Annotated in this window: 19 protein-coding genes; 8 read left to right on the top strand and 11 right to left on the bottom strand. The window is 30.6% G+C overall.

Annotation, left to right across the window (positions count from 1 at the left end; translation table 11 throughout):
* From ACZ5B9_RS11125 to nifJ, 6 genes are all read right to left on the bottom strand, one after another.
* Window positions 1-582, bottom strand: coding sequence for a hypothetical protein (locus tag ACZ5B9_RS11125; RefSeq protein ID WP_464422643.1), 582 nt, complete (start codon window positions 580-582; stop codon window positions 1-3).
* A gap of 212 nt (window positions 583-794) precedes the next feature.
* Window positions 795-1,493: a 23S rRNA (guanosine(2251)-2'-O)-methyltransferase RlmB gene (gene rlmB / locus ACZ5B9_RS11130; RefSeq protein ID WP_464422644.1), complete on the bottom strand. Its 699-nt coding sequence runs from the start codon at window positions 1,491-1,493 to the stop codon at window positions 795-797.
* A gap of 652 nt (window positions 1,494-2,145) precedes the next feature.
* The gene (locus tag ACZ5B9_RS11135) at window positions 2,146-3,735 is read right to left on the bottom strand and encodes a glycoside hydrolase family 57 protein (protein WP_464422645.1); all 1,590 of its coding nucleotides are present in this window, start codon (window positions 3,733-3,735) and stop codon (window positions 2,146-2,148) included.
* A gap of 903 nt (window positions 3,736-4,638) precedes the next feature.
* Window positions 4,639-5,538: a diacylglycerol/lipid kinase family protein gene (locus ACZ5B9_RS11140; RefSeq protein ID WP_464422646.1), complete on the bottom strand. Its 900-nt coding sequence runs from the start codon at window positions 5,536-5,538 to the stop codon at window positions 4,639-4,641.
* A 284-nt stretch (window positions 5,539-5,822) separates the two neighbouring features.
* A complete protein-coding gene (gene recJ / locus ACZ5B9_RS11145; RefSeq protein WP_464422647.1) occupies window positions 5,823-8,813 on the bottom strand; it encodes a single-stranded-DNA-specific exonuclease RecJ in 2,991 nt (996 codons plus the stop codon).
* Window positions 8,814-8,988: 175 nt separating this feature from the next.
* Window positions 8,989-12,552, bottom strand: coding sequence for a pyruvate:ferredoxin (flavodoxin) oxidoreductase (gene nifJ, locus ACZ5B9_RS11150; protein WP_464422648.1), 3,564 nt, complete (start codon window positions 12,550-12,552; stop codon window positions 8,989-8,991).
* 307 nt (window positions 12,553-12,859) lie between these two features.
* On the opposite strand from nifJ, the gene ACZ5B9_RS11155 reads away from it, so the two are divergent.
* The 7 genes from ACZ5B9_RS11155 (at window position 12,860) to ACZ5B9_RS11185 (ending at window position 19,439) form a co-directional block, all read left to right on the top strand.
* Entirely contained in the window at window positions 12,860-13,267 is a 408-nt protein-coding gene (locus ACZ5B9_RS11155; RefSeq protein ID WP_021768995.1) for a DUF2721 domain-containing protein, read from the top strand.
* Window positions 13,268-13,370: 103 nt separating this feature from the next.
* Window positions 13,371-14,318: a hypothetical protein gene (locus ACZ5B9_RS11160; protein WP_464422649.1), complete on the top strand. Its 948-nt coding sequence runs from the start codon at window positions 13,371-13,373 to the stop codon at window positions 14,316-14,318.
* Between the two features lie 222 nt (window positions 14,319-14,540).
* Window positions 14,541-15,878: a bifunctional UDP-N-acetylglucosamine diphosphorylase/glucosamine-1-phosphate N-acetyltransferase GlmU gene (glmU, locus tag ACZ5B9_RS11165; protein ID WP_464422650.1), complete on the top strand. Its 1,338-nt coding sequence runs from the start codon at window positions 14,541-14,543 to the stop codon at window positions 15,876-15,878.
* 133 nt (window positions 15,879-16,011) lie between these two features.
* Window positions 16,012-17,004, top strand: coding sequence for a ribose-phosphate diphosphokinase (locus ACZ5B9_RS11170; protein ID WP_464422651.1), 993 nt, complete (start codon window positions 16,012-16,014; stop codon window positions 17,002-17,004).
* On the top strand, window positions 16,997-17,599 hold the full coding sequence (locus ACZ5B9_RS11175) for an L-threonylcarbamoyladenylate synthase (protein WP_464422652.1): 603 nt from the start codon (window positions 16,997-16,999) through the stop codon (window positions 17,597-17,599). The genes ACZ5B9_RS11170 and ACZ5B9_RS11175 overlap by 8 nt, the downstream gene beginning before the upstream one ends.
* Window positions 17,600-17,704: 105 nt before the next feature.
* Complete coding sequence (locus tag ACZ5B9_RS11180) at window positions 17,705-18,178, top strand: hypothetical protein (RefSeq protein WP_021768990.1); 474 nt, start codon at window positions 17,705-17,707, stop codon at window positions 18,176-18,178.
* A gap of 43 nt (window positions 18,179-18,221) precedes the next feature.
* On the top strand, window positions 18,222-19,439 hold the full coding sequence (locus ACZ5B9_RS11185; protein WP_464422653.1) for a GspE/PulE family protein: 1,218 nt from the start codon (window positions 18,222-18,224) through the stop codon (window positions 19,437-19,439).
* A gap of 92 nt (window positions 19,440-19,531) precedes the next feature.
* On the opposite strand, the gene ACZ5B9_RS11190 is transcribed toward ACZ5B9_RS11185, so the two are convergent.
* The 5 genes from ACZ5B9_RS11190 to ACZ5B9_RS11210 all read right to left on the bottom strand — a co-directional run bounded on the left by ACZ5B9_RS11190 (window position 19,532) and on the right by ACZ5B9_RS11210 (window position 25,406).
* Window positions 19,532-21,025, bottom strand: coding sequence for an RnfABCDGE type electron transport complex subunit D (locus ACZ5B9_RS11190; RefSeq protein ID WP_464422654.1), 1,494 nt, complete (start codon window positions 21,023-21,025; stop codon window positions 19,532-19,534).
* On the bottom strand, window positions 21,025-22,398 hold the full coding sequence (gene rsxC, locus ACZ5B9_RS11195; RefSeq protein ID WP_464422655.1) for an electron transport complex subunit RsxC: 1,374 nt from the start codon (window positions 22,396-22,398) through the stop codon (window positions 21,025-21,027). Before rsxC ends, ACZ5B9_RS11190 begins: the two co-directional genes overlap by 1 nt.
* Window positions 22,399-22,606: 208 nt before the next feature.
* Window positions 22,607-23,632 carry a nitronate monooxygenase gene (locus tag ACZ5B9_RS11200; protein WP_051285813.1) on the bottom strand — a complete coding sequence of 342 codons (1,026 nt, stop codon included), beginning with the start codon at window positions 23,630-23,632 and terminating at the stop codon, window positions 22,607-22,609.
* Window positions 23,633-23,807: 175 nt separating this feature from the next.
* Window positions 23,808-24,269 carry a hypothetical protein gene (locus ACZ5B9_RS11205; RefSeq protein ID WP_464422656.1) on the bottom strand — a complete coding sequence of 154 codons (462 nt, stop codon included), beginning with the start codon at window positions 24,267-24,269 and terminating at the stop codon, window positions 23,808-23,810.
* Window positions 24,270-24,485: 216 nt separating this feature from the next.
* Window positions 24,486-25,406 (bottom strand): DDE-type integrase/transposase/recombinase, encoded by a 921-nt coding sequence (locus tag ACZ5B9_RS11210; protein ID WP_464422173.1) that lies wholly within the window; start codon window positions 25,404-25,406, stop codon window positions 24,486-24,488.
* A 473-nt stretch (window positions 25,407-25,879) separates the two neighbouring features.
* On the opposite strand from ACZ5B9_RS11210, the gene ACZ5B9_RS11215 reads away from it, so the two are divergent.
* Complete coding sequence (locus ACZ5B9_RS11215; protein ID WP_464422657.1) at window positions 25,880-26,197, top strand: thioredoxin family protein; 318 nt, start codon at window positions 25,880-25,882, stop codon at window positions 26,195-26,197.
* Window positions 26,198-26,221 lie beyond the last annotated feature (24 nt).

A 26,221-nucleotide genomic window follows, 5' to 3' on the forward strand; every position in this document is an offset into this window, starting at 1 on the left:
TTAATCAACTCTCTTGTATTTTTCCCAAAATAACTCATCTATTTTAGTCTTTATCTCCATTATTTTACTAATTTCCACTAAAATTTCCTTATTTTCTGGCAATATATCCTCATAAGGCAAACTTATCATTATATCATCTATTACTTTTTTATTCCCAAATTTTTCAAAAAATATATGAATATTTCCATCGTCAAATAAATATTCTCCAAAAAACCTATCTTCTTCATATTCAAATTTTATATTTTTATTATTTCTTTTAAGATATTTTCTTATTTTAGGAAGAACTGTCTTTATTTCATCTCCCACTTTTATACTTTCCCAATTATTCAAGTACAATTTTTCCATGCAAAAAGTTAAAGATTGATTCTCTGGCTTTTTAAGATTTTCAACAAAAAAATACAACGAATAGTATATTTTTAATCCTTTATATATCAAATCTATTGATATTATTATTTTATCATCGCTCAATTTCATTTCTACTTCTTCAGGTACAGAAAAAATTTTCATTATTTCCTTTAAAGATATTTTTTCTATCCCATTGATTCCATAAGTATTATTTAAAATATATTTTTGCTTTTCCATTAAAATTCTCTCCTACCAAACATTTTTTGTTAATTATTTGTAAAAGTCTAAAACTTCTAATAAATACAATATCTTTTATTTTTCTTACTTTTCTCTATCCTCTTCTAAAGAATCTTGACCTCTTATTATTATAAATACTTTTTTTATCTGAATTTTATAACTTTTACTTTTATATTAACTAACTTTTTTCAATGAGAAAATTCCAAATTTTACTATTTCGACATCTCCGCCAATATTATCCCTCCAGCCACAGATACATTCAACGAGTTTATTTGACCTTTCAAGTGTATTTTTACAATCTTGTCACAATGTTCTTTGACTTTTTTACGCATTCCATTTCCTTCACTTCCAAGTACAAGACACGCTTTTTCTGGATAATTTTCTTCATAATAATAATTCTGCCCATCAGCTTCTGCACCGTAAACTGTATATCCATATTTTTTTAACTTGTCAATCGTATCAGAAATATTGGTAACTTTTACAATATCCACATGCTCAATTGCTCCTGTCGATGATTTTACAACTGTTTCCGTAACTTTCACACTATTTCTATCCTGAATAATAATACCATCCACTCCAAAGCACTCCGCACTTCTTATAATCGCTCCAAAATTTCTTGGGTCCTGAATCTGATCCAACACAACAACTATAGATTTTTCCTTTTTCAAAAGCTTTTCTAAAAATGCAGTAAAATCAACATAATAATCAAATTCCGAAACAAGTGCCACAACACCCTGTGAATTTTCAGTCCGTCTATCAGTATAAAAAATCTTTATATTTCTTCTACTTGCCAAATTCAATATTTCCTTAATTGTTTCCTTCTTTATCTTCTTATAAACCTCCAGTTTCTCAATATTTTTATCCGATTTCAATACTTCAATCACTGGATTTATCCCTATTATCTTCTCCATTCTTTTTTCTCTCTCTTTCTATTATTATCTATTAAAAATTTTTCTAATATTGATTTTTATTTATTAAACTTTTATTTTCAGATTATTTTGATTAATAACTGTTTTTTTAATTATTCTTATATTTTTTCTAAATCAAGGGAAATCAATTGCCATTTCCCTTTGTTCCACAATAACGGTTATTTTGATATATTCAAATAATACATAATACTAAAAGTGCTATGCATTATCCCTGGCTTGTCTAAGCACTTTTTGAAATAAAAACTAAACAAAATTTGAATCAAAAAAAATATCTGTTATAAATTTCCGAGATTTTAATTTTTCAGTAAAAGGCAACTTGTTTGAGCTTTTCTATCTTACTTAAATTTATAATAACTTTATGAGGCTAAAATAACTTTTGTTAAAAGCGAGTTTTGTCTTTTGCTGTAAAATTAAAATTCGAAAAGCGGGGATGCAAGGGCATGGCGTCTGATGCCCTTGCTTAAAATAACTTAAAATTAGAAAAAATAATTTTCTCTTTTAAATATATTTTATACCAATTTAACCTTAAAATCAAATAAAAATATTTACCAATTCAATTAATATTAAAAAGGAATGCTCTTATAAAAAATTATAAAAAACACTCCTCAAATTATATTAATTTTTATTATTTAAATTATAACCAGTCACTTCTATACATTCTGTATTCAATTTCAGGAAAGATATTATCTCTGCTTTCGATTTCATTTATCCAGCCTTCATCCAATCTTCCATTTTTGAAGTCTTCATAAATTTTAAATAATCTGTGAACGTGATCGCTTATTTTCTTGTGAGCATAACCAACCATTGTTCCTGTATACATTATAAATTCCCAGCATGAAGTTTGTGCCATTAATAATTCTCTTGCGGCCTGATTTAATGCTCTGTATTCTAATTCGTTGTATGGTTCTCTTCCGTTTGCCAGTTCTATCATTTTTTGTGCGGCTTTATGTAGATGTCTGTAGGCGTAATCATTTGAGCCGTCTATCCAAACGTCGTAATAACCGTTTGCTCCCCAGCTTGACATGCTTACATCAACTATTTGATTTGTCGGATATTGCTCTAAATATTTGTATGGTGTTATTGTAGAAAAATTAGATTCCGCTGTAGCTCTGAATACCCACTCTAGGAATATTGGCCCTTCATACCACCAGTGTCCGTATAATTCGGCATCATAAGGCGATACTACAATTGGTTTTCTATATTTCATTTTTGAAGCCAGAAACTCAATTTGTTTTGAACGATTGAATACAAAGTTGTAGGCGTGCTCTTTGGCTCTGGCCGCTGCCGCTTCTGGATTGTAAACTGCTTTATAAGTTCCTTTTTTATCAGTTATTGCATGGTATTTTACTCCAATGTTTCTTCGTACTCCGTCACTGTGTAAATATGGCTTTACAAGTTCATAGTCAAGTTCATACCCAGCATCCTTGTGAAATTCTCTATAAACTCCATCTCCTGGATAACCAGACTCAGAACTCCAAACTTGCTCAGATGATTCCAAATCTCTGGCAAACGCAGCTACATAGTTTTTTGTATAAACTGGCGAGTAGATACCATAAACTGGACGTGGGTCACTGTGCATAATCCCATGGGCATCAACTAGGAAATATCTTATTCCATGTTTTTCCAAGAATTTATCCTGTCCTGGATAATAAGCGCACTCTGCTAGCCAAATTCCTTTTGGCTCTCTTCCAAAGTTTTTGATATAATCTTTTTTAGCCATGAAAACTTGAGCATTCACTGCTTCTGGATAATCTTTCATAACTGGCAAAAATCCATGTGTCGCAGTAACTGGAATGATTTCCAAATTGCCCTGATCTTGGAATTTTCTGAAGGCACCAACCAAATCTCTATTGTATTTTTCTTCAAATACTCGTTTTGCCCTTGTATTAAACCATAAATTATGTTTTGCAACATTCAGCATATCAGGATATGGACTAAGTCTTTCCACTTCTTTCTCGCAAAATTCAATCAATTTGTCTATGTGACGAACGTATCTTTCCCTTAATAAACTGTCGTTCATCATATTAACAAGTGTCCCAGACATCGTAATGGTCATGTTCCAAGGAATATTATCCCTTGTCAAACTTTCAAACATTTCTAGTAGAGGAACATATGTTTCCGTAATTGCTTCGTATAACCAATCTTCTTCTAAAAATTCTTTATATTCTGGGTGTCTTACATAAGGTAAATGTGCATGCAAAACAAGACTCAAATATCCATTCATAATTTTTCCTCCATACTTTATAAATTTTTATATATTATATTTATACCATATTTTCGCAGAAATTCAAAATTTTTTTATAGAAAGTTTACTGAAATTTTGAACTTTCTTTTTTTATTATAACCTGCTATTTCATATTTTAATTTTTAACCTTGTAACAAAATTTTCTCATATCAATCTATTTTATCTCATTGAACAACATAATTTTAAAATTACAAAAAACCTGCCAGCTAAATTCAACTGGCAGGCAAAAGGTGAGGACAATAAGACAAGAATTCAACTGCTATTTTTGACTGCTAAAAATCAAAAACAATATGATTATAACTGTCAAAACAGTCAAATCCCAGTTCATCATTGAGACCACCCCCTGTCTGTTTTATGTAGTTATTAAGGTTGCGAGCCTTAACGATTAAAATTATAACATAAAAAAAGATCCCATTCAATAAGAACAGAACCTCTTTTTCGCATTTTTACTACATAACCCAGACAGGTTTTTTTATTCAAAATTATTATATCATTTTTCCAAAAAAAATTCAATCCTCAAATTTTCAAAAAACAAAAAGAAGCAGAATCCTAAAAATCCGACTTCTACATTCATCAGTCCAATCTTCCTAAATCACACGTTAATAAACTTCCATATTTATCTTTGCAATAGTATTCACCATTACCTCTTCTATAACATCTCACGCCTCTTTCTCTTCTTTCCTATTTCATTTCTTGATAAGCTTCATTATCAAGCAGGCTACAGCCTACCACAGACATAACAAGTATTACAATCAAAATCAATTTCTTCACAAAAATCAACTCCTATACAATATTTCATTTATTACATTATACCTTTATAATTCCCAAATTTCAATTGATTGTTTTATTTTTTTAGTAAAGTTCCCTTATATTGTAAATTTTTTAGCAAAAAACTTTTAATTTTCCACTTATAAACTCAATTTTCACATCCATATTTTCCCCCTCTTCTCCATCAATGCTTACGTCAATTTCTTCAGTAATTTTTTTTATTTCGCATTTTTTGGCTTGTAAAGTTCGGATGTAATCGTTGTTTGTTAAGTTACTGTTCATTAAGTCTATTAGGATTTTTGGAATATCCAGCGGATTGTCAATGTTTTTTACGATTAGAATATCCATAAATCCATCATTCATACTGGCTTCATCAATTACATTTTCAAATCCTCCAACACTTTTTCCATTCAGAATTGCGTACAAAATAGCCTTTTCCTTCACTTTCTCATTCCTATCCAGCACAATATCCAAGTCAAAAGTCTTTATATTTGTAAGTTCTCCAAGTCCATTTATATAATAAGCAATTTTTCCAAACGTCTTTTTCAATGTTTTGTCTGTATTGTAGGAAATTTTAGTAAATAATCCGCCAGCATACGAAGACAAGAACACAGTTTTTCCATTAATTAACCCAAAATCAATATTTTTGGCACTTTTATCTGTAATTTTCTCTATCCAGTTTTCAATATTTTCTTCAATTTTCAATGCTTTTGCAAAGTCATTTGATGTTCCTGTCGGAAATATTGCAACTTCTGGAAATTCGATATTTTTAGAGTAAAGTTCGCTTAAACAACGGCTCAAAGTTCCATCTCCGCCAGATAAAATTAAAATGTCATATTTTTCATTTTTCAAAATTTCTGTAAGCAAGTCATAATCCCAACTTATGCTATAAAGTGTCAATGTAATCCCTTTTTCAAGCAGTTTTGTCGTGATTAAGTCAAAATTGCTTAAAATTATATTGGCATTTCCAGATTTTGGATTGTAAACCAAAATAGCCTTTTTTAGTTTTTCCATATTTCCTCCTATTTTTTAGAAAATTCATTAGACCTGTTCGACAACTGTAAATATTTAGAATTTAAAAAAAACTAGGTTATCGAATACATCTATTATTTGAATATTTTTTACATTTTTTGATAGAAATCCTAATTTCTTTCTACACAAACGCTTATACAGTCTTTATTTTTACAATTATACTCGAACCCTTTTAAAATCAAACTATTAAAATTTATATAAACAGGGGGGGTGAGTAAATAGTCATAGCTTTTGAGTTCTGTTTTAAAGCGGTTTTACTATATTATTTACAAAATCTCATTAACTGAATAATCAGAATAAATCTTTTCTCCATCAGTAAACAACTTTTTCAATTTCATTTTTTCTTCAATTGGTAAATATTCTACAAAAATATTTTTTGCATTTTTTCTCTCTTTCTTCGTTGAATTTTCTAAAAATATTATATTTTCTGGCACTTCAATTTTCATATCAATCTCTTCAATATTATTTTTGTCCAAATCATCTGTTTTTACCATAAAATCTTCAGAATTTATTATTATGCAAAATCTTTTCTCCACTTCCTGTTTTCCAGCTTCACTTAACTTTTCAGTATTTTCCTGATGCTTTTCCACAATATTCTCAGAGTTTTCCACATTTTCATTATTTTTAAACTCTATTTTTTCAATTTTCTTGTATTCCAGCTGTTTTGGTTCTTCATTAACTTCAAGATTTTGGCTATTTTCCTCAATTTCATAATTGATTTCGTTTTGCATTGAAAAATCTGTTTTTATAATATTTTCGAGCTTTTCTGTATCCTTGTAGTTATAAAATAATGTAAATGGATAATTGTTTTCCGAATATTCTTCATTTATATCAAAATATGATTTTATAAAATTGTTAAAAGCTGGCTTTTTATCTGAACTTATCACAATCTGACTTTTTTTATCAGTCATTTTTTTATAATAAATTCCAACTGTTAGTAAAAAGTTTTCAAAATTTGACATCTTATATTTATATTTTTCATTTTCATCAAAAATATTTTTTATAATCAAGTTTTTATTTTGCTTAAAAAACTGTGCCAGCAATTCTTTAGTCTGTGAATTATACTCCATTTTTCCAATCAAAAATTCTTTTATCTTCTTAAAAATGCCAATTTGTGTGTGATCATAACACTTGAAATTATAATCTCTTTTTATCAGTATATTTACAATATTATGATTTGAAGCCTGCTTTACATTCTCAATTTTCACGGTAAAATTCCAATTATAATACCGATTTAAAAGTATTAACAAGTTGGAAATGCTGTAATCAAGCCGTCCAATGAACTTTCTTCCTTGAAAAAGCGAAACCTGGTCAAATTCCATTTTCATTGTAATTTTCTTTTCCATTTCCAGCTCAATATTTGTGTAAAATACTGACTTCATCGGGAAAGATGTGTTAAAAAGCGAATGATAATAAGATAAAGTATCGTCCTTCAACTGCGATACCTTCACATCCTCAACATACACTTTCGTATAATATCTATCTTGAAACATTTCCGTCTTTAATTTATAAACAATATCGTAAAACAAATTCTCGTTCAGCTCTTTAAAATACTCGCCAGAATTAAACCAGACAGCATTTTTATTAAAAAATCCTTTTTGCTTTATGTCAAACATTATATGATTTTTATTTTCTCCAATAAACTTTATATTTTCAAAAAGTACGTTATTGGTTCTGAATGTCGGCATTGGATTTCCAAAGCCAAATGGCTTTAAAAGTTCTATTATTTGGAAAAATTCGTAGGAAACCTTTTGAATTGGGATTTGCTTATCAATTTCTATTATTTTTACAAAATCTTCTTCTTTCAGTTTTGTTTTTGCAAATTTATTTATTTTTTTCCTAAATAATTCCAAATTTTTTATTCCAATCGTAAATCCAGCCGCTCCAGAATGTCCCCCAAACTTTACAAAAAGTTCAGGCATTGACTGCAATGCCTCCAAAATATTAAAATTTCCGATACTTCGACATGATCCAACTGCTATTCCTTCATCTTCCTTCACTTCAATAATAATCGCAGGCTTGTAATATTTATCCACAATTTTGGAAGCCGCTATACCAATTACACCGTGATGATATTCAGGCGAATAGTCTACAATCACATAATCTTCCTTTAAATCGCTTTCTTCAATGTGTTTTTCCACTTTTTCCACGATTTCATTCTGTAATTCTTTACGCTCAAAATTCTTATTAATCAATTCCTTTACGATTATCTCAATTTCTCTATCATTATCCGAAATTAGCAATTTTACCACCATTTTTGCATCTTTAAGCCTTCCAGCCGCATTAAAGACAGGTGCTATGATAAAGCCCACATCATATGAATTATACTCAGTTTTCTCATTAAAATCTGAATTTTGCGTACTAAACAATTTATACAGCAAAAATCTAAGCCCCTTATTTTTAGAACGGCTAAGCTGCTCCAGCCCAAACTTAGTCAAAATCCTGTTTTCTTCCACCAGCGGAACAATATCCGCAACTGTACCAATTGCCACTAAATCGAGATATTTATATGCTTTTGCCTTTTTCCCAATTCTTTCATAAAGACAAAGAATTACCATAAAAATAGTTCCAACTCCCGCTAGAAACTCAAAGGAAAATTCATTTTCAGGACGTTTTGGATTTACAACCGTAATAGCGTCTGGAACTTTATCCCCATGTAAATTATGGTGATCTGTAATAATTATCGGCAAATTTATAGAATTTGCAAACTCCACCTCAGGAAATGCTGTAATTCCACAATCCACAGTAATTACCAAATCTGCCCCAGATTCTTTTATTTTTTTCAATGCTTCATTATTCAATCCATACCCTTCATCACGAATAGGAATGTAGTAGTTCACATTTTCTGCCCCAAGCTCTTTTAATGCCATATACAAAATAGATGTCGAAGTAATTCCATCCACATCATAATCCCCATATATCCAAATATTCTTCTGTTCCTTTATCGCCTTTTCAATTTCCAAAACCGTCTTTTCCATATCCTGCAGTCCATAAGGATTCTGGATATTTTCAAGTTTTGGATTCAAAAATTCTCTTATTTCCTTCTCTGTAGTTATCCCACGTGAATAAAGTATTTTCAAAATATCATTATCAATTACTGAACTCAAATTTATATTTTCAAAATTCTGTTTTTCAGTCTTACTTTTTTTCAATTTTTTTGTTTTTTCATCATTTTTCTGCTTGTTGTCTCTTTCAATATATTCCCTCTCCTGTCGTGGATTAGGAATAATTTTTGCAGCCCATTTCGTATTTCTCATATTTTATCTCCTCTTTTATATTTTCCCCTTTTATTTTTATACTTAATAATTTTACCACATTTTTTTATCAAAATAAATGCCAACTTTTCTAATTTTTTTCTAAAAAATAAGAAAAACCCCTAAAATAAAGGGGAATTTCTTTTTATAAAAAAATAAATTTTATTTTAATCTAATTTTATTCTTCTGTTGAATAATCCATTGCTGCCATTCGTTTATAGTAGTTCCAGTTGTCTTTGGCATTTTTTAAGTTTGCTTCAAGCAATTCTTTGGCTTTTTCAGGAAATTCTGTGGCTAGGGTTGCATATCTTCGTTCTCCTAGCAGGAAATCTTCGTATTTGTCCCAAGCGGGATTTCTTGTATCCAGTTGAAGTGGATTTTTCCCTTTTTCAGCAAGTCTTGGATCAAATCTGAAAATTGGCCAGTATCCTACTTCTGTTGCTAGTTTTTCTTCTGTCTGGAATTTACCCATACCAGCTTTTATTCCATGCTCAATACAAGGCGAATAGGCAATAATTATTGATGGTCCTGGATATTCTTCGGCTTCTCGTATTGCTTTTAATGTCTGATTTTGATTTGCACCCATTGAAACTTTTGCTACATAGATATTTCCATAAGTCATAAGTATTGCAGCCAAATCCTTTTTCTTAGTTGGCTTTCCAGAAGCAGAAAATTTTGCTACTGCTCCTGCTTTTGATGCTTTTGAAGCCTGTCCTCCTGTATTTGAGTAAACTTCCGTATCAAGCACAAGCATATTCACATCATCTCCAGAAGCCAGCACGTGATCAAGTCCTCCAAATCCAATATCGTAAGCCCATCCATCTCCACCAAACATCCAGATGGATTTTTTGATTAAATACTGTTTCAATTCTAATATTTCATCTATATTGCTCTTTACTATTTCATTTGTATTTTCCAATTTTTCCTTTTCCATTAAAGCTACCAGTTCATCACGTATTTCTGCAGTTTTATCTCCACTATTAAAGTTTTCTGCAAATGAAGTAAACAAATCAGAAAGTTCTGTTGAAACATCGTCTTTTATTTCATTTATTCTTTTTAAAATTCTGTGCCGAATTGTGTTTACAGCCTGAAACATTCCGTATCCATATTCAGCATTGTCCTCAAATAGCGAAGAGGCCCATGCAGGTCCACAGCCACTTTCAGCAGTTGTATAAGGTGAAGATGGTGCAGAAGCTCCATAAATTGAAGAACATCCTGTCGCATTTGCCACAATCATACGTTCCCCAAATAGCTGTGTTACCAATTTAATATAAGGTGTTTCTCCACAGCCTGCACACGCTCCCGAAAATTCAAACAGCGGTTTTGCAAATTGTGAGCCTTTTACAGTATTTTTTCCTAAAATTTTATCTTTATATGAAACATTGTCAAATAAATAATTTGTATATTCAATTTCATTTCTTTCAATTTGAGATTGAATTGGTTTCATAACAATGGCTTTTCCACGAGGAGCAGGACACACGTCTACACACGCACTGCATCCTGTACAGTCCAGTGGCGATACTTGAATTTTATAGTTCAAGTCGTTCATCCCACGTCCCAGTGCCTTTATTGTTGGCATTCCTTCTGGAGCTTTTGCCATCTCTTCCTCATCAATCAAGAAAGGACGAATTACAGCGTGTGGACACACATAAGCACATTGGTTACACTGAATACACATATCAGGCTGCCATTCTGGCACTTCATCTGCTATTCCCCTTTTTTCATAATTTGCCGTTCCATGCTCAAATGTTCCGTCTTCACGTCCTAAAAATGCAGAAACTGGCAATTCTTCACCTTTCAGATTGTTAATCGGATCAGCCACCTTTTTTACAAATTCAGGTTTTGCATCGTCAATGATTTTTTCATCGACTTCAAGATCTGCCCATTCAGGTAATACTTCAACTTCATCCAGCCCATCAATCCCTCTGTCAATGGCATCCCAGTTTTTTTGCACAATATCCTGTCCTTTTCTTCCATAACTTTTTTCAGCATATTCCTTCATATATTGCTTCGCCTCATCGTGAGGAATTACTTCCGAAAGATAGAAAAATGCCGATTGCATAATAGTATTCGTCCTATTTCCAAGCCCAATTTCCTTTGCGATTTCCGTTGCATTTATCAAGTAAAATTTAGCCTTTTTACGTGCGAGTTCCCTTTTTATCTCATTTGGAACATATTTTAACAGTTTTTCCTTATCCCAAATTGTATTTAATAAAAATATTCCACCCTCACGTAGCCCTGAAATCATGTCGTATTTTCCCAGATAGGCAGGTGCAGAGCAGGCAACAAAGCTGGGCTTTGTAACTAAGTAAGTAGAACGGATTGGATATTTACTAAATCGTAAATGCGAACGTGTTACCCCGCCAGATTTTTTTGAATCATAAGCAAAATAACCCTGTGCATACAAGTCTGTCTTATCTCCAATAATTTTTATTGAATTTTTATTTGCCCCAACTGTTCCATCTGAACCAAGACCATAAAATAGACAGCCTTTCACATCCTCATTTCCAGTAAACACTTCATCTTCCAGTGCCAGGGATGTAAATGTAACATCGTCAATAATTCCGATTGTAAAGTTGTTTTTAGGTTCCTTTTGTGCAAGATTTTTGAATACTGCCACAATTTGTTCAGGCGTTGTATCCTTTGATGAAAGCCCATATCTTCCACCAACAATTTCCGGTGCATTTTCACGTCCATAGTAAAGCGCCTTTACATCCATATACAATGGCTCTCCCAATGCTCCAGGCTCTTTTGTCCTGTCAAGCACAGCGATTTTTTTCACGCTTTTCGGCATCACATCAAAAAAATACTTGCTAGAAAATGGACGATATAAATGAACATTCAATGCTCCCACATTTTCGCCATTTTTATTAAGATAATCCACAACTTCCTTGATTGTTTCATTTACAGATCCCATTGCAATAATAACTCTTTCAGCAGTTTCTGAACCGTAGTAAACAAAAGGTGCATAGTTCCGTCCTGTTTTTTCGCTAATTTTTTTCATATAGTCATTTACAATATCAGGCACAGCTTCATAAAATCTATTTTGAGCCTCCCTTGCCTGAAAATAAATATCATCATTTTGAGCAGTTCCTCTTGTTACAGGGTTTTCTGGATTTAATGCTCTTTCCCTAAATTCCTGCACAGCTTTTTTATCAAGCAGACTCTCCAAAAATTCATATTCCATAACTTCTATCTTATTTATCTCATGCGAAGTCCTAAATCCATCAAAAAAGTGCATAAAAGGCACTCTCGACTTAATTGCTGCCAAATGTGCAATTCCAGCCAGATCCATAACTTCCTGAACCGAACTTGTCGCAAGCATAGCCCATCCTGTCATTCTAGCCGCATAAATATCCTGATGATCTCCAAATATTGACAACGCCTGTGTAGAAATTGCCCTTGCCGCAACATGCATTACCCCTGGCAGCAATTCCCCAGATATTTTATACATATTAGGTATTTTTAATAACAATCCTTGAGAAGCAGTAAATGTAGTAGTCAAAGCCCCAGTCTGAAGCGATCCATGTACAATCCCCGCAGCTCCAGCTTCTGATTGCATTTCCACAACCTTTACCGGCATTCCAAATAAATTTTCCTTTCCGTATGATGCCCATTGATCTACAAGCTCTGACATAGTTGACGACGGAGTAATTGGATAAATTCCAGCAACTTCCGTAAATGCGTACGCTATATGAGCTGCAGCCTGGTTACCATCCATTGTTTTCATATTTTTTGTCATTTTTCCCTCCAAATTAAAGAATTTTATAATTTCTTTACTTAACTTACATTTATAAAATTCTAGCTATATATAATTATATATTTTCTAGTCCAAATTTGCAATTACTTTTTAACTTTTCTTTCTGTTCTTTTTTATTTTTATAAAATAAACCGTTGTTCCAAAATATTGTTTTTATATTTTTTATAATTTTTTAAGTAAATTACAGAGTAACTAAACTAAAAAATGAAATGGGTTTAAAATTTGGAAAAAATTATGTATAATATTAAATAAAAAACACTAAAAAAATGAATTAAGGAGACTAAAAAATATGACTTTAGAAATTACTACACCTGCCGTTCTTTTTCCTACTGTATCTCTACTTTTACTTGCATATACTAACAGATTTTTGGCACTTACAGCGATTGTTAGACAGATGGATTCGAGCGGAGAAATAGAACATGAATTTTATCAGGTTAAAAACCTGAGGAAAAGATTGAAGTACATTAAAAGAATGCAATATTTTGGGGTTTTTAGTTTGTTAATGTGTGCGGTTTCGATGCTATTTCTGTTTTTTCAGATAGATTTTATTGGAAAAATCAGTTTTGCAATAAGTTTGGTATCGCTCATAATTTCGTTAATATTTTCATTGTTAGAAATTCAGATTTCACTCGAAGCTTTAAGAATTCATTTGAATTATAATGAAAATGATACTGAAATTGAGGAAAAAAATAAATAATTGATTTGTCTAAAAACTGTATGTATTTAAAATTACAATAAAATAAATAAAAAACTCAAATTATTGAACATATATAAATAATAAATATTTTGATGGAGAAAAAATGAAAGAATTTTTATTAAATTTGGAAAGTATTTATAAAATTGGAATTTACAGATTTGATACTGATGGATTTTCTGTTGGAAATATAATAAAAATCTGGGACAATTACTTGCTTTTAAAGTCTTATGATACTCAAAATAATGAAGATGGAATGAAAATTTATCAAATTGATAAAATTCAAAGAATTATTTTGGATTCAGATTATATAAAAAATTTAGGAAACAACTTATTAGATAAAACGGAAAGCAGTTACGAATGGCTGTATACAAAAAACTTAAATTCCATTGATGATATTTTAGAAAATATTATAAAGACTAGAACTTTAGTTTTTTTACATTTAAAGGACGAAACAACAGAAATTTGCTATATTACCAAAAAAATTGGAGAAAACTATTTTTTGGAAATACTGGATTATAATCTAAATATAACTTCTACAGAAATTATTTCTAAAAATTATATCCGTTTAATAAAATTTTTTGACAGGAAAAAAATAAATAAAGATTTTGAGATTCATAAAATTAAATTATTTGTTGGAAAAACCTATATTGGAAATATTGTTATGGAAAATGAAAAGTTTTTAGTTTTAAAAGAAATTTTCGATTTTGCAACTGAAAAATTTGTAACAGTTATCCGAAAAGAATTTATTGAAGAAATATCTAAACCATTTACTGAAGTTAAATATATTGACAAAATAAACTTAAATAAATATTTTGAAAACATTAACAGTCTAGATTATCTTTCAATTTTAAAAATTTGTCAGGAAAATAATTTATTTGTTTTTATTGACAATGAAGATTTTGAAGATAGTAAAGTTGGGATAGTAACAAAATTGGAAAATAAAAGATTACAATTAAAAATATTGGATAAAAATTTTCAATTTATTGAAATTTTGAATATAAATTATTTAGATATTCATATTCTTTATATAACAAATTATTGCTATATATAAGGTTACATTTCGATAAAGTTAAAATTTTTTGCAATACATTTTAACAAATAAAAAACTTTTCTATACCATTTGAATAAATCGGAAAAAATTGATATAATTAAAACGTAAAGTAATTTTGTTAAACTCAAAAATTTGAGTTTTTTTAAACATTAGATTTTTTATAGCTTTGAGTAAAATGAAAACAAATATTTTATTGTTAATAATTAAATTGAAGGAGGAATGATGATTTCGTTAATTTTGGCGGCAGGGAAAGGGACTCGTATGAAGTCCGATCAATCGAAGGTTTTACACAAGGTAAATGGTGTTCCTATGATTAAAAGAGTTGTCAATGTACTGGAAAATATTGGGAATGAAAAAAATATTTTTATTCTAGGACACAAAAAGGAAGATGTTCTAGCTGAAATGGGAAATGTCGTTTATGTCACACAAGAAGAACAGCTTGGAACAGGACACGCTATTCTAATTGCAAAGGATAAAATCAAGGAATACGGTGAAAATGTTCTTATCACTTATGGAGATACACCGTTGTTAAAAGAAAAAACACTGGAAGAATTAAAAAGAGTGTTTGAAGAGAAAAATCTTGATTGTATCGTGCTTTCATGTAAAGTTAAAAATCCATTTGGATACGGACGGATTGTTAAGGAAAATGGTAAAATTTCAAACATTATTGAAGAAAAGGAAGCAAATGAAAATGAGAAAAAAATAGATGAAATTAATACTGGAGTCTATATTTTCAAAAATGAAAGTCTGCTTTATGCGATAGAAAAAATTGACAATAACAATTCAAAAGGTGAATATTATTTGACCGATGCTATAAAAATTTTATCGACAGAAGGTTATAAAGTTGACAGCTTTCAAATTGAAGATGAAGATGAAATCTTAGGAGTAAACTCAAAAGCTCAATTAGCACAGGCAAGTAAAATTTCAAGAAACAGAAAAAATACTGAACTTATGGATAACGGAGTAATTCTGATTGACCCAGATACAACTTATATTGAAGATAATGTTGAAATTGGACAGGATACTGTAATTTATCCAAATGTTACAATTCAAGGAAATACAAAAATTGGGAAAAACTGCGAAATCCTGGGAAATACAAGAATTGAAAATTCTGTGATTGCTGATAATGTGAAAATAGAGGCTTCTGTGGTTGAGCAATCTACTCTTGAGGAAGGGGTAACTGTGGGACCTTTTGCACATTTACGTCCAAAGGCACATTTGAAAGAAACTGTACATGTGGGAAACTTTGTGGAAATAAAAAATGCTACGCTTGAAAAAGGTGTGAAAACAGGGCATTTGACTTATATTGGAGATGCTGAAGTTGGGGAAGATACAAATATTGGCGCAGGAACAATCACTTGTAACTATGACGGGAAAAATAAACATAAGACTAAAATTGGAAAAAATGCCTTTATTGGAAGCAATTCAATAATTGTAGCACCTGTAGAAATCGGAGACAAAGTGCTAACTGCCGCAGGTTCTGTTATTACAAAGAATATTCCTAACGAAGCACTCGCATTTGGAAGGGCAAAACAGGTAAATAAAGAAAAAAATAAGTAAAACATTTTGAAAAATGTCAAAAAATCAGAAAATGTTATAAAACATTTATTATGTAAATTTAATACCTTATAACTTAATGGAAAATAAAAATATTTTAATAAAAATTCAAAATATAGAGAGAAAGGGAAATGAAATGATAACATTAACCAAGGAAGACAAAAGCAGAATAAGAATATTTGCAGGAACATCAAGTGAAGTTTTAGCGCAAAAAATTGTAAAATATTTGGATATGGATTTATCATCTGCTGAAATTGTAAGATTTGCCGATGGAGAAACTTTTGCAAAGTCAAATGAAAGTGTACGGGGATGCAAGGTGTTTATCATCCAATCTACTTCAAAACCTGTAAATGAAAGTATTATGGAGCTTTTAGTTTTTATTGATGCGATTAAAAGGTCATCAGCCAGAGAAATTATTGCGGTAATTCCTTATTACGGATATGCAAGGCAGGACAGAAAAGCAAGTCCACGTGAGCCAATCACATCAAAACTTGTTGCAAACCTGCTTACTGTCGCAGGAGCTACAAGAGTAATCACAATGGATTTACATGCAAGACAAATTCAAGGATTTTTTGACATTCCAGTGGATCACATGGAAGCATTGCCAATTTTGGCTAAACACTTTATAAAATATGGATTTCACCCAGAAGACACTGTTGTTGTTTCACCTGACGTTGGAGGCGTAAAAAGAGCAAGAGGGCTTGCAAACTGGCTTCATACACCGCTTGCGATAATTGACAAAAGACGTGCGAAGGCGAATGTTTCGGAAGTTATGAACATTATTGGAGATATAAAAGGGAAAAAAGCCATCTTAATTGATGACATGATTGATACAGCTGGAACAATATGTAATGCGGCACAGGCTCTAATTGACAAAGGAGCAATAGAAGTTTACGCATGTGCTACACACGCCGTATTCTCAGATCCTGCAATCGAAAGATTAAAAAACTCAGCCTTTACAGAAGTTGTGGTAACTGACACAATCCAATTGCCCGAAGACAGAAAATTCGACAAATTGAAAATTTTATCAACAAGTAAAATGTTGGCGGAAATAATAAAAAGAATTGCTACAAATAATCCAATAAGCGACTTATTTGAAATGCCGGTTGATGATGGTAACGATGACTAAAATTCAAAATGCAGTAAATATTTTAAAAAAGGGAGGAGTTGCTATATTTCCAACAGACACTGTTTATGGAATAGGCTCTCTTCCAAAAAAAGAATACATGGAAAAACTTTATAAAATAAAAAAAAGGGATTTTTCAAAAAAAATAATCGCTTTAATCAGTGATAAAAATAAACTATCAGAATTAATAAACGAAACTGATGAAAATATAAAAAAAATTGAAAATATCCTCAAAAAATATTGGCCGGGAGAGTTGACTGTTATCTTTCGTGCAAATCAGAATTTTACAAAACATTTTGATAAAAATATGGAAACAATTGGAATTCGTATTCCAAAAAATGAAACTGCCCTTGAAATAATAAAAAAATCTGGAGGCGTTTTATTAACCACAAGTGCAAATATTTCAGGCGAAAATGCTGTCACTAAAGTAGAAAATCTAAGTCAAGAATTAATAAAAAATGTAGATATAATTATTTCAAATGAAAAAGTGAAACTGACAGGAAAACCTTCTACAATTGTGAAATATGAAGATGGAAAATTGACATTATTAAGAGAAGGAAATATTGCATTTGACGAAATAATCAATAATTTTAGATGATAATATTTAAGATTAAATTGACAAAAGTTAAATATTTGAGTAGAATAATTATAATTTTAATAAATTTTTATAAATATAAAAATAATAAATGGAAAGGAGTCTTTTATGGCAAAAATGGTAAATCCAAATACTGTTAGCAATATGGATTTAATAAATGCAAAATCACAAGCGAAAATGCAGCAGATTGTGCAGAAAGTTGGAAAAGGAAAAAGAAAGGTTAATGTTACGTTTTCTAAAATGTCAAGAAGTTATCTGACAAGAATGATTGAGGAAATGAGAAAAATGATGGGGCAATACGAAAAACAGCTTCCAAATGTATTTGCTTTTTTCAAATATTTAGAAAATGAAGTAAAAATAACAAAGGCAAATAAAAAAGAAAAAACTAAAAATGTAAAACTTTCTTACGAAGAAGTTGACTTTTTTAAATTGCAGCTAAAAGAAACATTAAAGGGGATTGACGCTCAACGTGCTACTTTAAAATGGTACAATTTGATAAAAAAAGCATTATTTAAAACATTGACAAAACAAACAGAAGTAGTGCTGGAAGAATTTAATTCTGGAAGTGTCAAAAAGAAATAAATAAAAAGTAAAAATATAAAAGCGGGAAGGAAAATTGAGGACAATGAATAAAAAAATAAACGAAAAGTTAAATGAAAAAGTAAAACTTAAAGACTTTGCAGATAATAAAAACAATATATTATCAAATGACACGATTTCTTATCTAAATGAAATTGTAAAAGCTGGATTTAAGGAACGTGCCAGTGATATTCACATAAAATTTGACTTACTTGAAGGAATGGAAATAAAGTATCGAGTTGATGGATACCTTATGGAAAGCCAAAACTTATATGAAACTGTGAATAAAAAAGTGCTGGAAAAAAATATCACCGAAATTATTGCCAGAATAAAAATTTTGGCTGGAATGAATGTTGCAGAGAAAAGAAAGCCACAAGATGGCAGCTTTTCTTTTTTATTTAATATAAAAAATCTTAATAAACGCTACGACATAAGAGCTGCCTACATGCCAACAATCGGTGGTGAAACTATGGTTTTACGTATTCTTGAAAACTATCTGGAAGATATAAATCTTGAAACACTTGGATTTTCAAATCAAAGCGTAGCAATGTTAAAAGAAATTTTAACTAGAAAATATGGAATGATTTTGGTTAGCGGTCCGACAGGATCTGGAAAATCCACAACTTTAAAATCTCTAATAACTATGTTAAATGACGGAAGAAAAAAAATCATAACTGTAGAAGACCCTGTTGAAAGTAAAATTGAAGGAATTGTTCAAATACAAGTAAATCAGAATATTGGAGTAACATTTGCTGAAGTTTTAAAAGCCACGTTAAGAAACGATCCTGATATTATAGTGATTTCAGAAATTCGTGATGAAGTTACTGCAGAAATTGCTGTAAGAGCTGCATTAACAGGACATCTTGTTATATCCACAATTCACACAAACGACGCTGTTTCCACATTGATCAGGTTAGTGGATATGGGTATTCCCAAATACTTAATACTAGATTCGTTAATTGGAGTAATTGGACAAAGGCTAGTTGGGAAAAAATGTCAAAAATGTCTGGGAGAAGGTTGTGATAAATGCTCCAACGGATACAGTGGCAGAATTTCGATAAATGAAGTACTTGTGCTGAATCAGGATGTGCGAAATATTTTAAAAGAAGACAATCACCTCGGTTCTGAAACTAAAAATAAACTGAAAATGCTGAATCAAAAATCTAAAAATCAAAAGCACTTTATTGATTTTATGGAAGATGCAGATGAAAAAATTGAGAAAAATTTGATTTTTGAAAGGGAAAAGACAAGTATTATTTTTTAACAAAAAATGCAAGGATTTTTATTTCCATTATCCTTGCACAAATTTATTTTTTAGGAAATTATGTTAATTATTTGACTGATTTCCTTTTTTATTTACTTAAATTTTTTATTTCTATCACTTCTTATTAGTTGCAATGTTAATACTAAAATATATAAATAAACTAAATATGGAATAGCCCCTATCTTATGTAACCCTATAAAAATTAATGCAAAAACGATAATTCCAAGTGTCAGTAATATTCCTTTTCCAACTTGTTTTACCACTTCTTCCTTTACCTCGTAACCGAATACAACTGGACGAAACACTTTATTTATATATCTCGTAAACGGATTCAAAATTAACAATACATACGATAATGTTTCATTTTTTACTCCAAGTACTGATAAAAGTACAATCACAACACCCAGCATTATTCCATAATAAATTTTCCCGCCTGCAAATGATGGACTTGTCGGCATATCAGTTGCCATAAATATTCCTGTTAATAAAAGTCCTCCCATTGAAACAGAAATTCCATCTTTTAAAATCATTGTGGCTATAAATGATGTGGCAAATAAAGTTACAGGAATATGCCATGAAATACGGTTTTTTAATAATAAGTATAGCCCTCCCAGAATTAATGCAAATGCAGAATATGACCCCAATGAACCTGAAGAAGTTAACAATAGTTCGTCTAAATAGCTCATAATAGGTGTTTTCTGAAAATTTACAAAGAAATTTATTTTTGATAATCTTAGTGCTTCTTGACTAAACCAAATAGTTCCAGAAGACATTGCCGCTGGAAAGAAAACTGTCATAAATTCACGTCCTACTACCGCTGGATTAAGTACATTTTTCCCAATCCCTCCATACATCAGTTTTCCAAAAATTATAGCCATGCTGGCTCCAAAAGCAACAACTGGCAATGAAGTCAGAGGCGCTAAAGTCAAAGCCATCAAAATCCCTGTAATTACTGCTGATAAATCATGTGCAGAATCTTTGTCATTCAAAAATATTCTTGAAAACAATTTTTCAGTTACTACTGCTGAAAAAATAGAAGTTACTATTACTAATAAAGCTGTTAACCCATAAACAAGTCCAGCTGCAATTATAGCAGGAAATAAAGATATAATAACATCTTTCATAACATCTCTCACTTCAACATCTGTTCGTACGAATGGATTAAATGACATTTTTTTCATTTCTCTTTTTTTAAAAAAGTTTCTTATTATTTCTCTTCGTTTAATTTTTTCATCTTGTTTACCTAAATTTTTTTCATTTAAAATATTTGATTTTTCCTGTACTTTTGGTTTATTTAAATTTGTATTTTTTGTATTTATCATTGTTTTTATATTTTTCTTTTTCTCATTTTCTACTTTTTCATTTGTTTCTTTTTTAACTGCTTCTCTTTTTATTTTTTCATTTCGTGTTTTTTCCAGCTTTATTATTTTACCATTATTATGCAAATTTTGCTGATTAATATTCCTTTTTTTAGGCAAATTTTCGGTTTCTGAATGGTGAACTGTATCATCATTATCCAAAAGTCCATTTTTAATTTTTTTTCTTACATCTAGTATTTCTTCTAACAGCGTTTTTTCATCTGTCATTATTTATTCGCCTCCATTTCCGACAAAATTGCTTTTCCTGTTTTTATGCTTTCTATTAATGGAACTCTTGATGGACATACAAACTCACATGCTCCACATTCTATGCAATTTTGAATATTCGCTGTAACCATCTGTTCGTATTTCCCTTTTTCATAATAATCAGCAAATTCAAAAGGCATAAGATTCATAGGACAGGCTTCTACACAATATCCACACGAAATACAATTTTTCCTTTCAATTTCTTCTGGACTTAAAAATAGTATCCCAGAAGTCCCTTTAATCACAGGCACTCGTGAATCAAAAATTTCCATTCCCATCATAGGACCACCAAAAATAACCTTTTCTTCATTCCGAATATCCAATTCTTTTACAATATGATAAAGCGGGGTTCCAAATTTTATTTTGTAATTTCCTATATTTCTTGCTTCTTCACCAGATACTGTAACAACTCTTTCTATAAGTGGTTTCCCTTCAAAAAATGCATCATAAATTGCCTTTACTGTACTTACATTACTTACAACTACACCTTGTTCTAATGGTAATTCACCTTTTCGTACTTTTTTACCTGTAACAGTATTTATTAGCTGCAATTCACTTCCTTGTGGATAAATCGTTGGCAACAACTGAATTTTTAAATCAAATTCTTCTTCTTTTCCTATTTTTTCAAAAATTTCAATCAGTTCGCTATTTTCTTCTTCTATTCCAATTATCATTTCTTTTGGATTTAGTAATTTTTGAATAACTTTCAATCCACGGAAAAGTTCACTTGTGTAATTTTTCATAACAGAATAATCAGAAGTCAAATATGGCTCGCATTCAGCTCCATTTATTATAAATGTTTCTACTTTTCTAAATTTTATATCATATTTTATATGAGTCGGAAACTGTGCTCCTCCAAGCCCCACTATTCCTGCCTCTTTTATTATCTTAAAAATTTCATCTTTTTTTATTAATTTTAAATCTCGAAGTTCCCTTTTTACAAGATTTTCTTCCTTATTTTTAAAATCATTTGCAATAATAATAGTTTTCACTTTATTTCCATTAGCAATAAAATGCTCAACAACGTCAACAACATCGCCTGAAACTGGTGAATGTATATTAGCAGATATATTACCTGAAATTTCACCTATTTTCTCATATTTTTTTACATAATCTCCAATTTCTACTATTGGAATGGAAGGACTTCCTATATGTTGCGAAAGTGGCACATATAAAAGAACTGCATCTTTAAGTTCCTTTAATTCCATATTTTTTGTCATTGGTTTCATCGGCTGATGTTTTTTTATTGTTTTTTTCTTTTTTTCTTCTGTTTCTTCAACATTTTTGTTTAAAAGAATATTGATTATCCTCTTTATACTTCTATTTCTAGCCATTTCTCTCTCCAATTTATTTTTTAACTTTTTAAATTATATTTCAATTCTTTAATAAAAGACATACTCTAAATTTAACAATCCTTGACTTTTACTAAAAAATTCAAATTTTAATTATTTTTTTACCTAAATTAATCAACATAAATACTAAGCGGAAAACAAGGGGATTCGATTATTTCATCCCCCTTGTTCTTGATTATTTACTATAATCCTAATTACTTTCTGTCATAAGTTCGTCTATTAAATCCTTCACATGGACAATTTCCTTTAATCTCCATCCGTTAGCTCCCGAGAAGAACAATCCACTTTGAAGCCTACCTAAATAGGCATCTCCTAAGCTGTCTGCAATACAGTATCCCACTCTATTTGCACCTTTTCCACGTTCACATGGGAATACACAGTTGCTTATACATTTTATTTTTTTTGTATTAGGCTCTAATGTTTGAACTAAGTTCGTTTTTACAGCACGTCCTGGATAGCCAACTGGCGAACTTACAATTACTATGTCCTCTTCTTTTGCATCGAGCAAAACCTGTTTTAGAACATCGCTTGCATCACATTCGTAAGTACCGATAAATCTTGTACCCATTTGAACGGCATCAGCTCCAAGTGCCATAATATTTTTTATATCGTTATTGTCCCATATTCCACCTGCCGCTATAATAGGAAAATCTCCCCATTTATCACGTTCCTCCTTAATTGGCGGCAAAATCGCTTCCAGCTGATGTTCAGGAGCAAATAATTCTTCATATTTTGCACCTTGATGTCCACCACTTTTTGGCCCTTCCACAATTACTGCTCCCGGCATTCTCCCGGCAGCTTTCCATTTTTTGCAGATTATTTTCAAAGCTCTGGCTGATGAAACTATCGGCACGATTTCCACATCCGGATAATCCTTTACAAGCCTTGGAAGTTCCAACGGAAGCCCTGCTCCTGTAACAATAATATTTGCCCCAGCTTCAAGAGCATCCTTTACCACTCTCTCATAATCATTTATTGCATGAAGAATATTGCACGCAAGCGGTTTATCTCCACAAATTTTTCTTGCATTTTTAAATATTTCAAAAAGTGCTTCACGATTATATGCATTTTCTGTCCCAAGAGGACGACCATTTACGGCTTTTTTCACAAATCTCATATTTTGGTAGTATCCAGTACAAATAGCACTTATTGTTCCAAGGCATCCATTTTTAGCTACATTTCCAGCAAGCTGATCCCAGCTTATTCCAACACCCATTCCACCTTGAACTATCGGCTTTTCAATAAAATATTTCCCAATTTTTATCCCTTTTAATTCGATTTTTTTATTTTCATTTAAAATTTTGGAATTTTCTTCTTTAATTTCCTTTACTTCGTTCACTTTGATTTCCTCCAATTTTATAATTTTTCTAAATTATTAACATTGATTATTTTTAAAAATTATATGGTGGAGCCCTACTAATCTTCTTTTTTTCACTTACTGAAGTGTAATTTAAAATTACATTACAAAAATGCAGTTTAGGCAAAATATATATTAATTTTGTTATTTTTTCAATTATTTTTTTTCTAATATCATTTTCAATAAAATTTATATATCCATTGGCACAAAGCCGTTCAAAATTTTCTACCAGCCTTTTTAAATCAACATTTTCCAAAAACGATAAATCAATCCCCGAATTTGAAATATGTTTATCCAGCATTTTCAAAAATTCATCACTTTTATTTATCACAATTTTTTTATTTTTCTCATATAATAATGCAACGTTTTCAATATTTAAAAAATTTATTTTAGAAAAAGTTGCCAAATAATCTTTTTTTGTAACTTGTTCAAAAAACTGTGTAATAACTGTTTGCACAACTTTAGATAACTTTTTCAACCGAAATTTTTCAAACATAAAACCTCCTTTATTGCTTGTGATAAATCCTGTAAAACCAAACCCAAAAATTGTATCTATTTAATTTAAACTAGCTTGATTTTTTTATATTTTAATATGTACTCAAAAAACTTATAACACACGTTATTTTTTAATTATATAATGTTTGTATAGATGTCAAACATTTGTTACAAAAATATATTAAAAAAAATATTTCTTTCCTAATGTATCTTTAACCTACTGATTTTCCTTGTACTCTTTTAATACTTCATTTGGACTCTTAAAGCCCAGTACTTTTCTTGATATGTTGTTGTATCTTGTATTGTATTTCCTTATTGCCCTTAACAGTTCTTCCTTGCTTTTAAATTTCTTGTCCCCATAGTACTTGCTGTCAAGCCTGTGGCTTCTTTCCACTTTTCCATTCTCCCATGGCGAATATGGACGGGTTGTCACGTACTCTATCCCCTTCTCCTCCAGTTTCACCTCAAACAGCGTTTTCTTATCACTTTCAGAATTTGTGAACTCTTTCCCATTGTCTGTCTGAACTTTCTTTATGTCAAATCCCAGCTCCCTTTCCAAGTTCTCTAGAAACTTTGCGGTCTGATAGGTGCTTTTTTCATCTGCTATCCTTAACACTCTTTTTCTTGTATATTCATCTAATGCCGTTATTTGATAATACTTCTGGTCACGTGTGCCAAACTGTATGCATTCTTCCGGAACATATTTTATGTCTATCTGTACTCTTTCCCCAGGGTACTTCGCCTGTTCAGCCTTCTTTTTTCTTTTATGCGGCTTTTTAATGTTTTCTTTGGCATTGCCCTTCATTTTCCTTATTATCCTGCACATTGAATCGTATGTACGGCTGTAGCCTTCCTTTCTCGCTTTGACATAAACTTCTGCCAGCCCTTCATAGCCAAATTTCCTGTATTTTTTCATAACCAGTTCTATTTCTTCCTGCGTGTGCTGGTTTGGGTGGCTTTCAGGTCTTCTGCTTTTTGGCAGAAGAGACTGGACTGTGCCGTCGTATCTGTCTCTCCAACGTTTTATCTGCTGACGTGATGTTTTATATTTCACTGCTGCCTTTGAATTATTATTATGTTTTATTGCATACTCAATTGCCCGTTGACGAACACGGTATATTTCTGATATACTACTCATATGAAAGGTTTCTCCTTAATGTGGTTTTGGTTGGCTTACATTATATCAGAAACCTTTCTTTTTTTGTATATTCTTGTCACATATGTATTATCTCACAACACGTTATTTTTTAATTATATAATGTTTTTGGACTTTTTACAATTAAATATTTTTATTTTGATAATCAAAGTATTTTTTTTAAAAAATTTTTCCTAATTCTTATTTCTTCCCCTCTCTTCTTCTTTTTTTCTTAGTTAATCCAATTCTTCTTGTTAAATTTTTTATATATCTTACATAAGTCTCCGATTTTTAACCAAATTAACTGTTAAAATAAAAAATATCAAATTTTTTTGAAATAAAAAAGCATTAAAACAAATATTTATTAGTGATAACTCACTTTACAACTCTAAATTGAAAAAAATAAAATTGCAGAAATTAACTAAAATTGATATAATAATAGAAAATATAAATTTAAAATATAGAGGTGAAGTTATATGAATAATATCATCAATTATGCTGGAGAAGACTTTGAAAAGGAAATAATTTCGCATACTGGACTTACACTTGTGGATTTTTATGCTATCTGGTGTGGACCTTGCCAAATGCTTGAAAAGGTTCTCTCTGAAGTGGCTAATAATTCCGAGTGCAGGATTGCCAGAGTTGATGTTGACGATTATCCTGAGTTTGGAACTAAATTTAAGATAAGAGGACTTCCTATGCTTATTCTTTTTAAGGATGGAGAAATTGTAGAAACATTAAATGGGTTTCAAACTTTTGATGAAATCATGAAAAAAATTAATTTGCATAGTTAATTTAATAATTTTAAAATTTTCTTA

It is taken from the genome of Leptotrichia sp. SK-5 (genome assembly GCF_055387215.1).

Bases quoted from the DNA above. Each gene is read 5' to 3' on its own strand.
- ACZ5B9_RS11125 (WP_464422643.1), bottom strand. From the start codon at position 582: ATGGAAAAGCAAAAATATATTTTAAATAATACTTATGGAATCAATGGG.
- rlmB (WP_464422644.1), bottom strand. From the start codon at position 1,493: ATGGAGAAGATAATAGGGATAAATCCAGTGATTGAAGTATTGAAATCG.
- ACZ5B9_RS11135 (WP_464422645.1), bottom strand. From the start codon at position 3,735: ATGAATGGATATTTGAGTCTTGTTTTGCATGCACATTTACCTTATGTA.
- ACZ5B9_RS11140 (WP_464422646.1), bottom strand. From the start codon at position 5,538: ATGGAAAAACTAAAAAAGGCTATTTTGGTTTACAATCCAAAATCTGGA.
- recJ (WP_464422647.1), bottom strand. From the start codon at position 8,813: ATGAGAAATACGAAATGGGCTGCAAAAATTATTCCTAATCCACGACAG.
- nifJ (WP_464422648.1), bottom strand. From the start codon at position 12,552: ATGACAAAAAATATGAAAACAATGGATGGTAACCAGGCTGCAGCTCAT.
- ACZ5B9_RS11155 (WP_021768995.1), top strand. From the start codon at position 12,860: ATGACTTTAGAAATTACTACACCTGCCGTTCTTTTTCCTACTGTATCT.
- ACZ5B9_RS11160 (WP_464422649.1), top strand. From the start codon at position 13,371: ATGAAAGAATTTTTATTAAATTTGGAAAGTATTTATAAAATTGGAATT.
- glmU (WP_464422650.1), top strand. From the start codon at position 14,541: ATGATTTCGTTAATTTTGGCGGCAGGGAAAGGGACTCGTATGAAGTCC.
- ACZ5B9_RS11170 (WP_464422651.1), top strand. From the start codon at position 16,012: ATGATAACATTAACCAAGGAAGACAAAAGCAGAATAAGAATATTTGCA.
- ACZ5B9_RS11175 (WP_464422652.1), top strand. From the start codon at position 16,997: ATGACTAAAATTCAAAATGCAGTAAATATTTTAAAAAAGGGAGGAGTT.
- ACZ5B9_RS11180 (WP_021768990.1), top strand. From the start codon at position 17,705: ATGGCAAAAATGGTAAATCCAAATACTGTTAGCAATATGGATTTAATA.
- ACZ5B9_RS11185 (WP_464422653.1), top strand. From the start codon at position 18,222: ATGAATAAAAAAATAAACGAAAAGTTAAATGAAAAAGTAAAACTTAAA.
- ACZ5B9_RS11190 (WP_464422654.1), bottom strand. From the start codon at position 21,025: ATGACAGATGAAAAAACGCTGTTAGAAGAAATACTAGATGTAAGAAAA.
- rsxC (WP_464422655.1), bottom strand. From the start codon at position 22,398: ATGGCTAGAAATAGAAGTATAAAGAGGATAATCAATATTCTTTTAAAC.
- ACZ5B9_RS11200 (WP_051285813.1), bottom strand. From the start codon at position 23,632: ATGGGTGTTGGAATAAGCTGGGATCAGCTTGCTGGAAATGTAGCTAAA.
- ACZ5B9_RS11205 (WP_464422656.1), bottom strand. From the start codon at position 24,269: ATGTTTGAAAAATTTCGGTTGAAAAAGTTATCTAAAGTTGTGCAAACA.
- ACZ5B9_RS11210 (WP_464422173.1), bottom strand. From the start codon at position 25,406: ATGAGTAGTATATCAGAAATATACCGTGTTCGTCAACGGGCAATTGAG.
- ACZ5B9_RS11215 (WP_464422657.1), top strand. From the start codon at position 25,880: ATGAATAATATCATCAATTATGCTGGAGAAGACTTTGAAAAGGAAATA.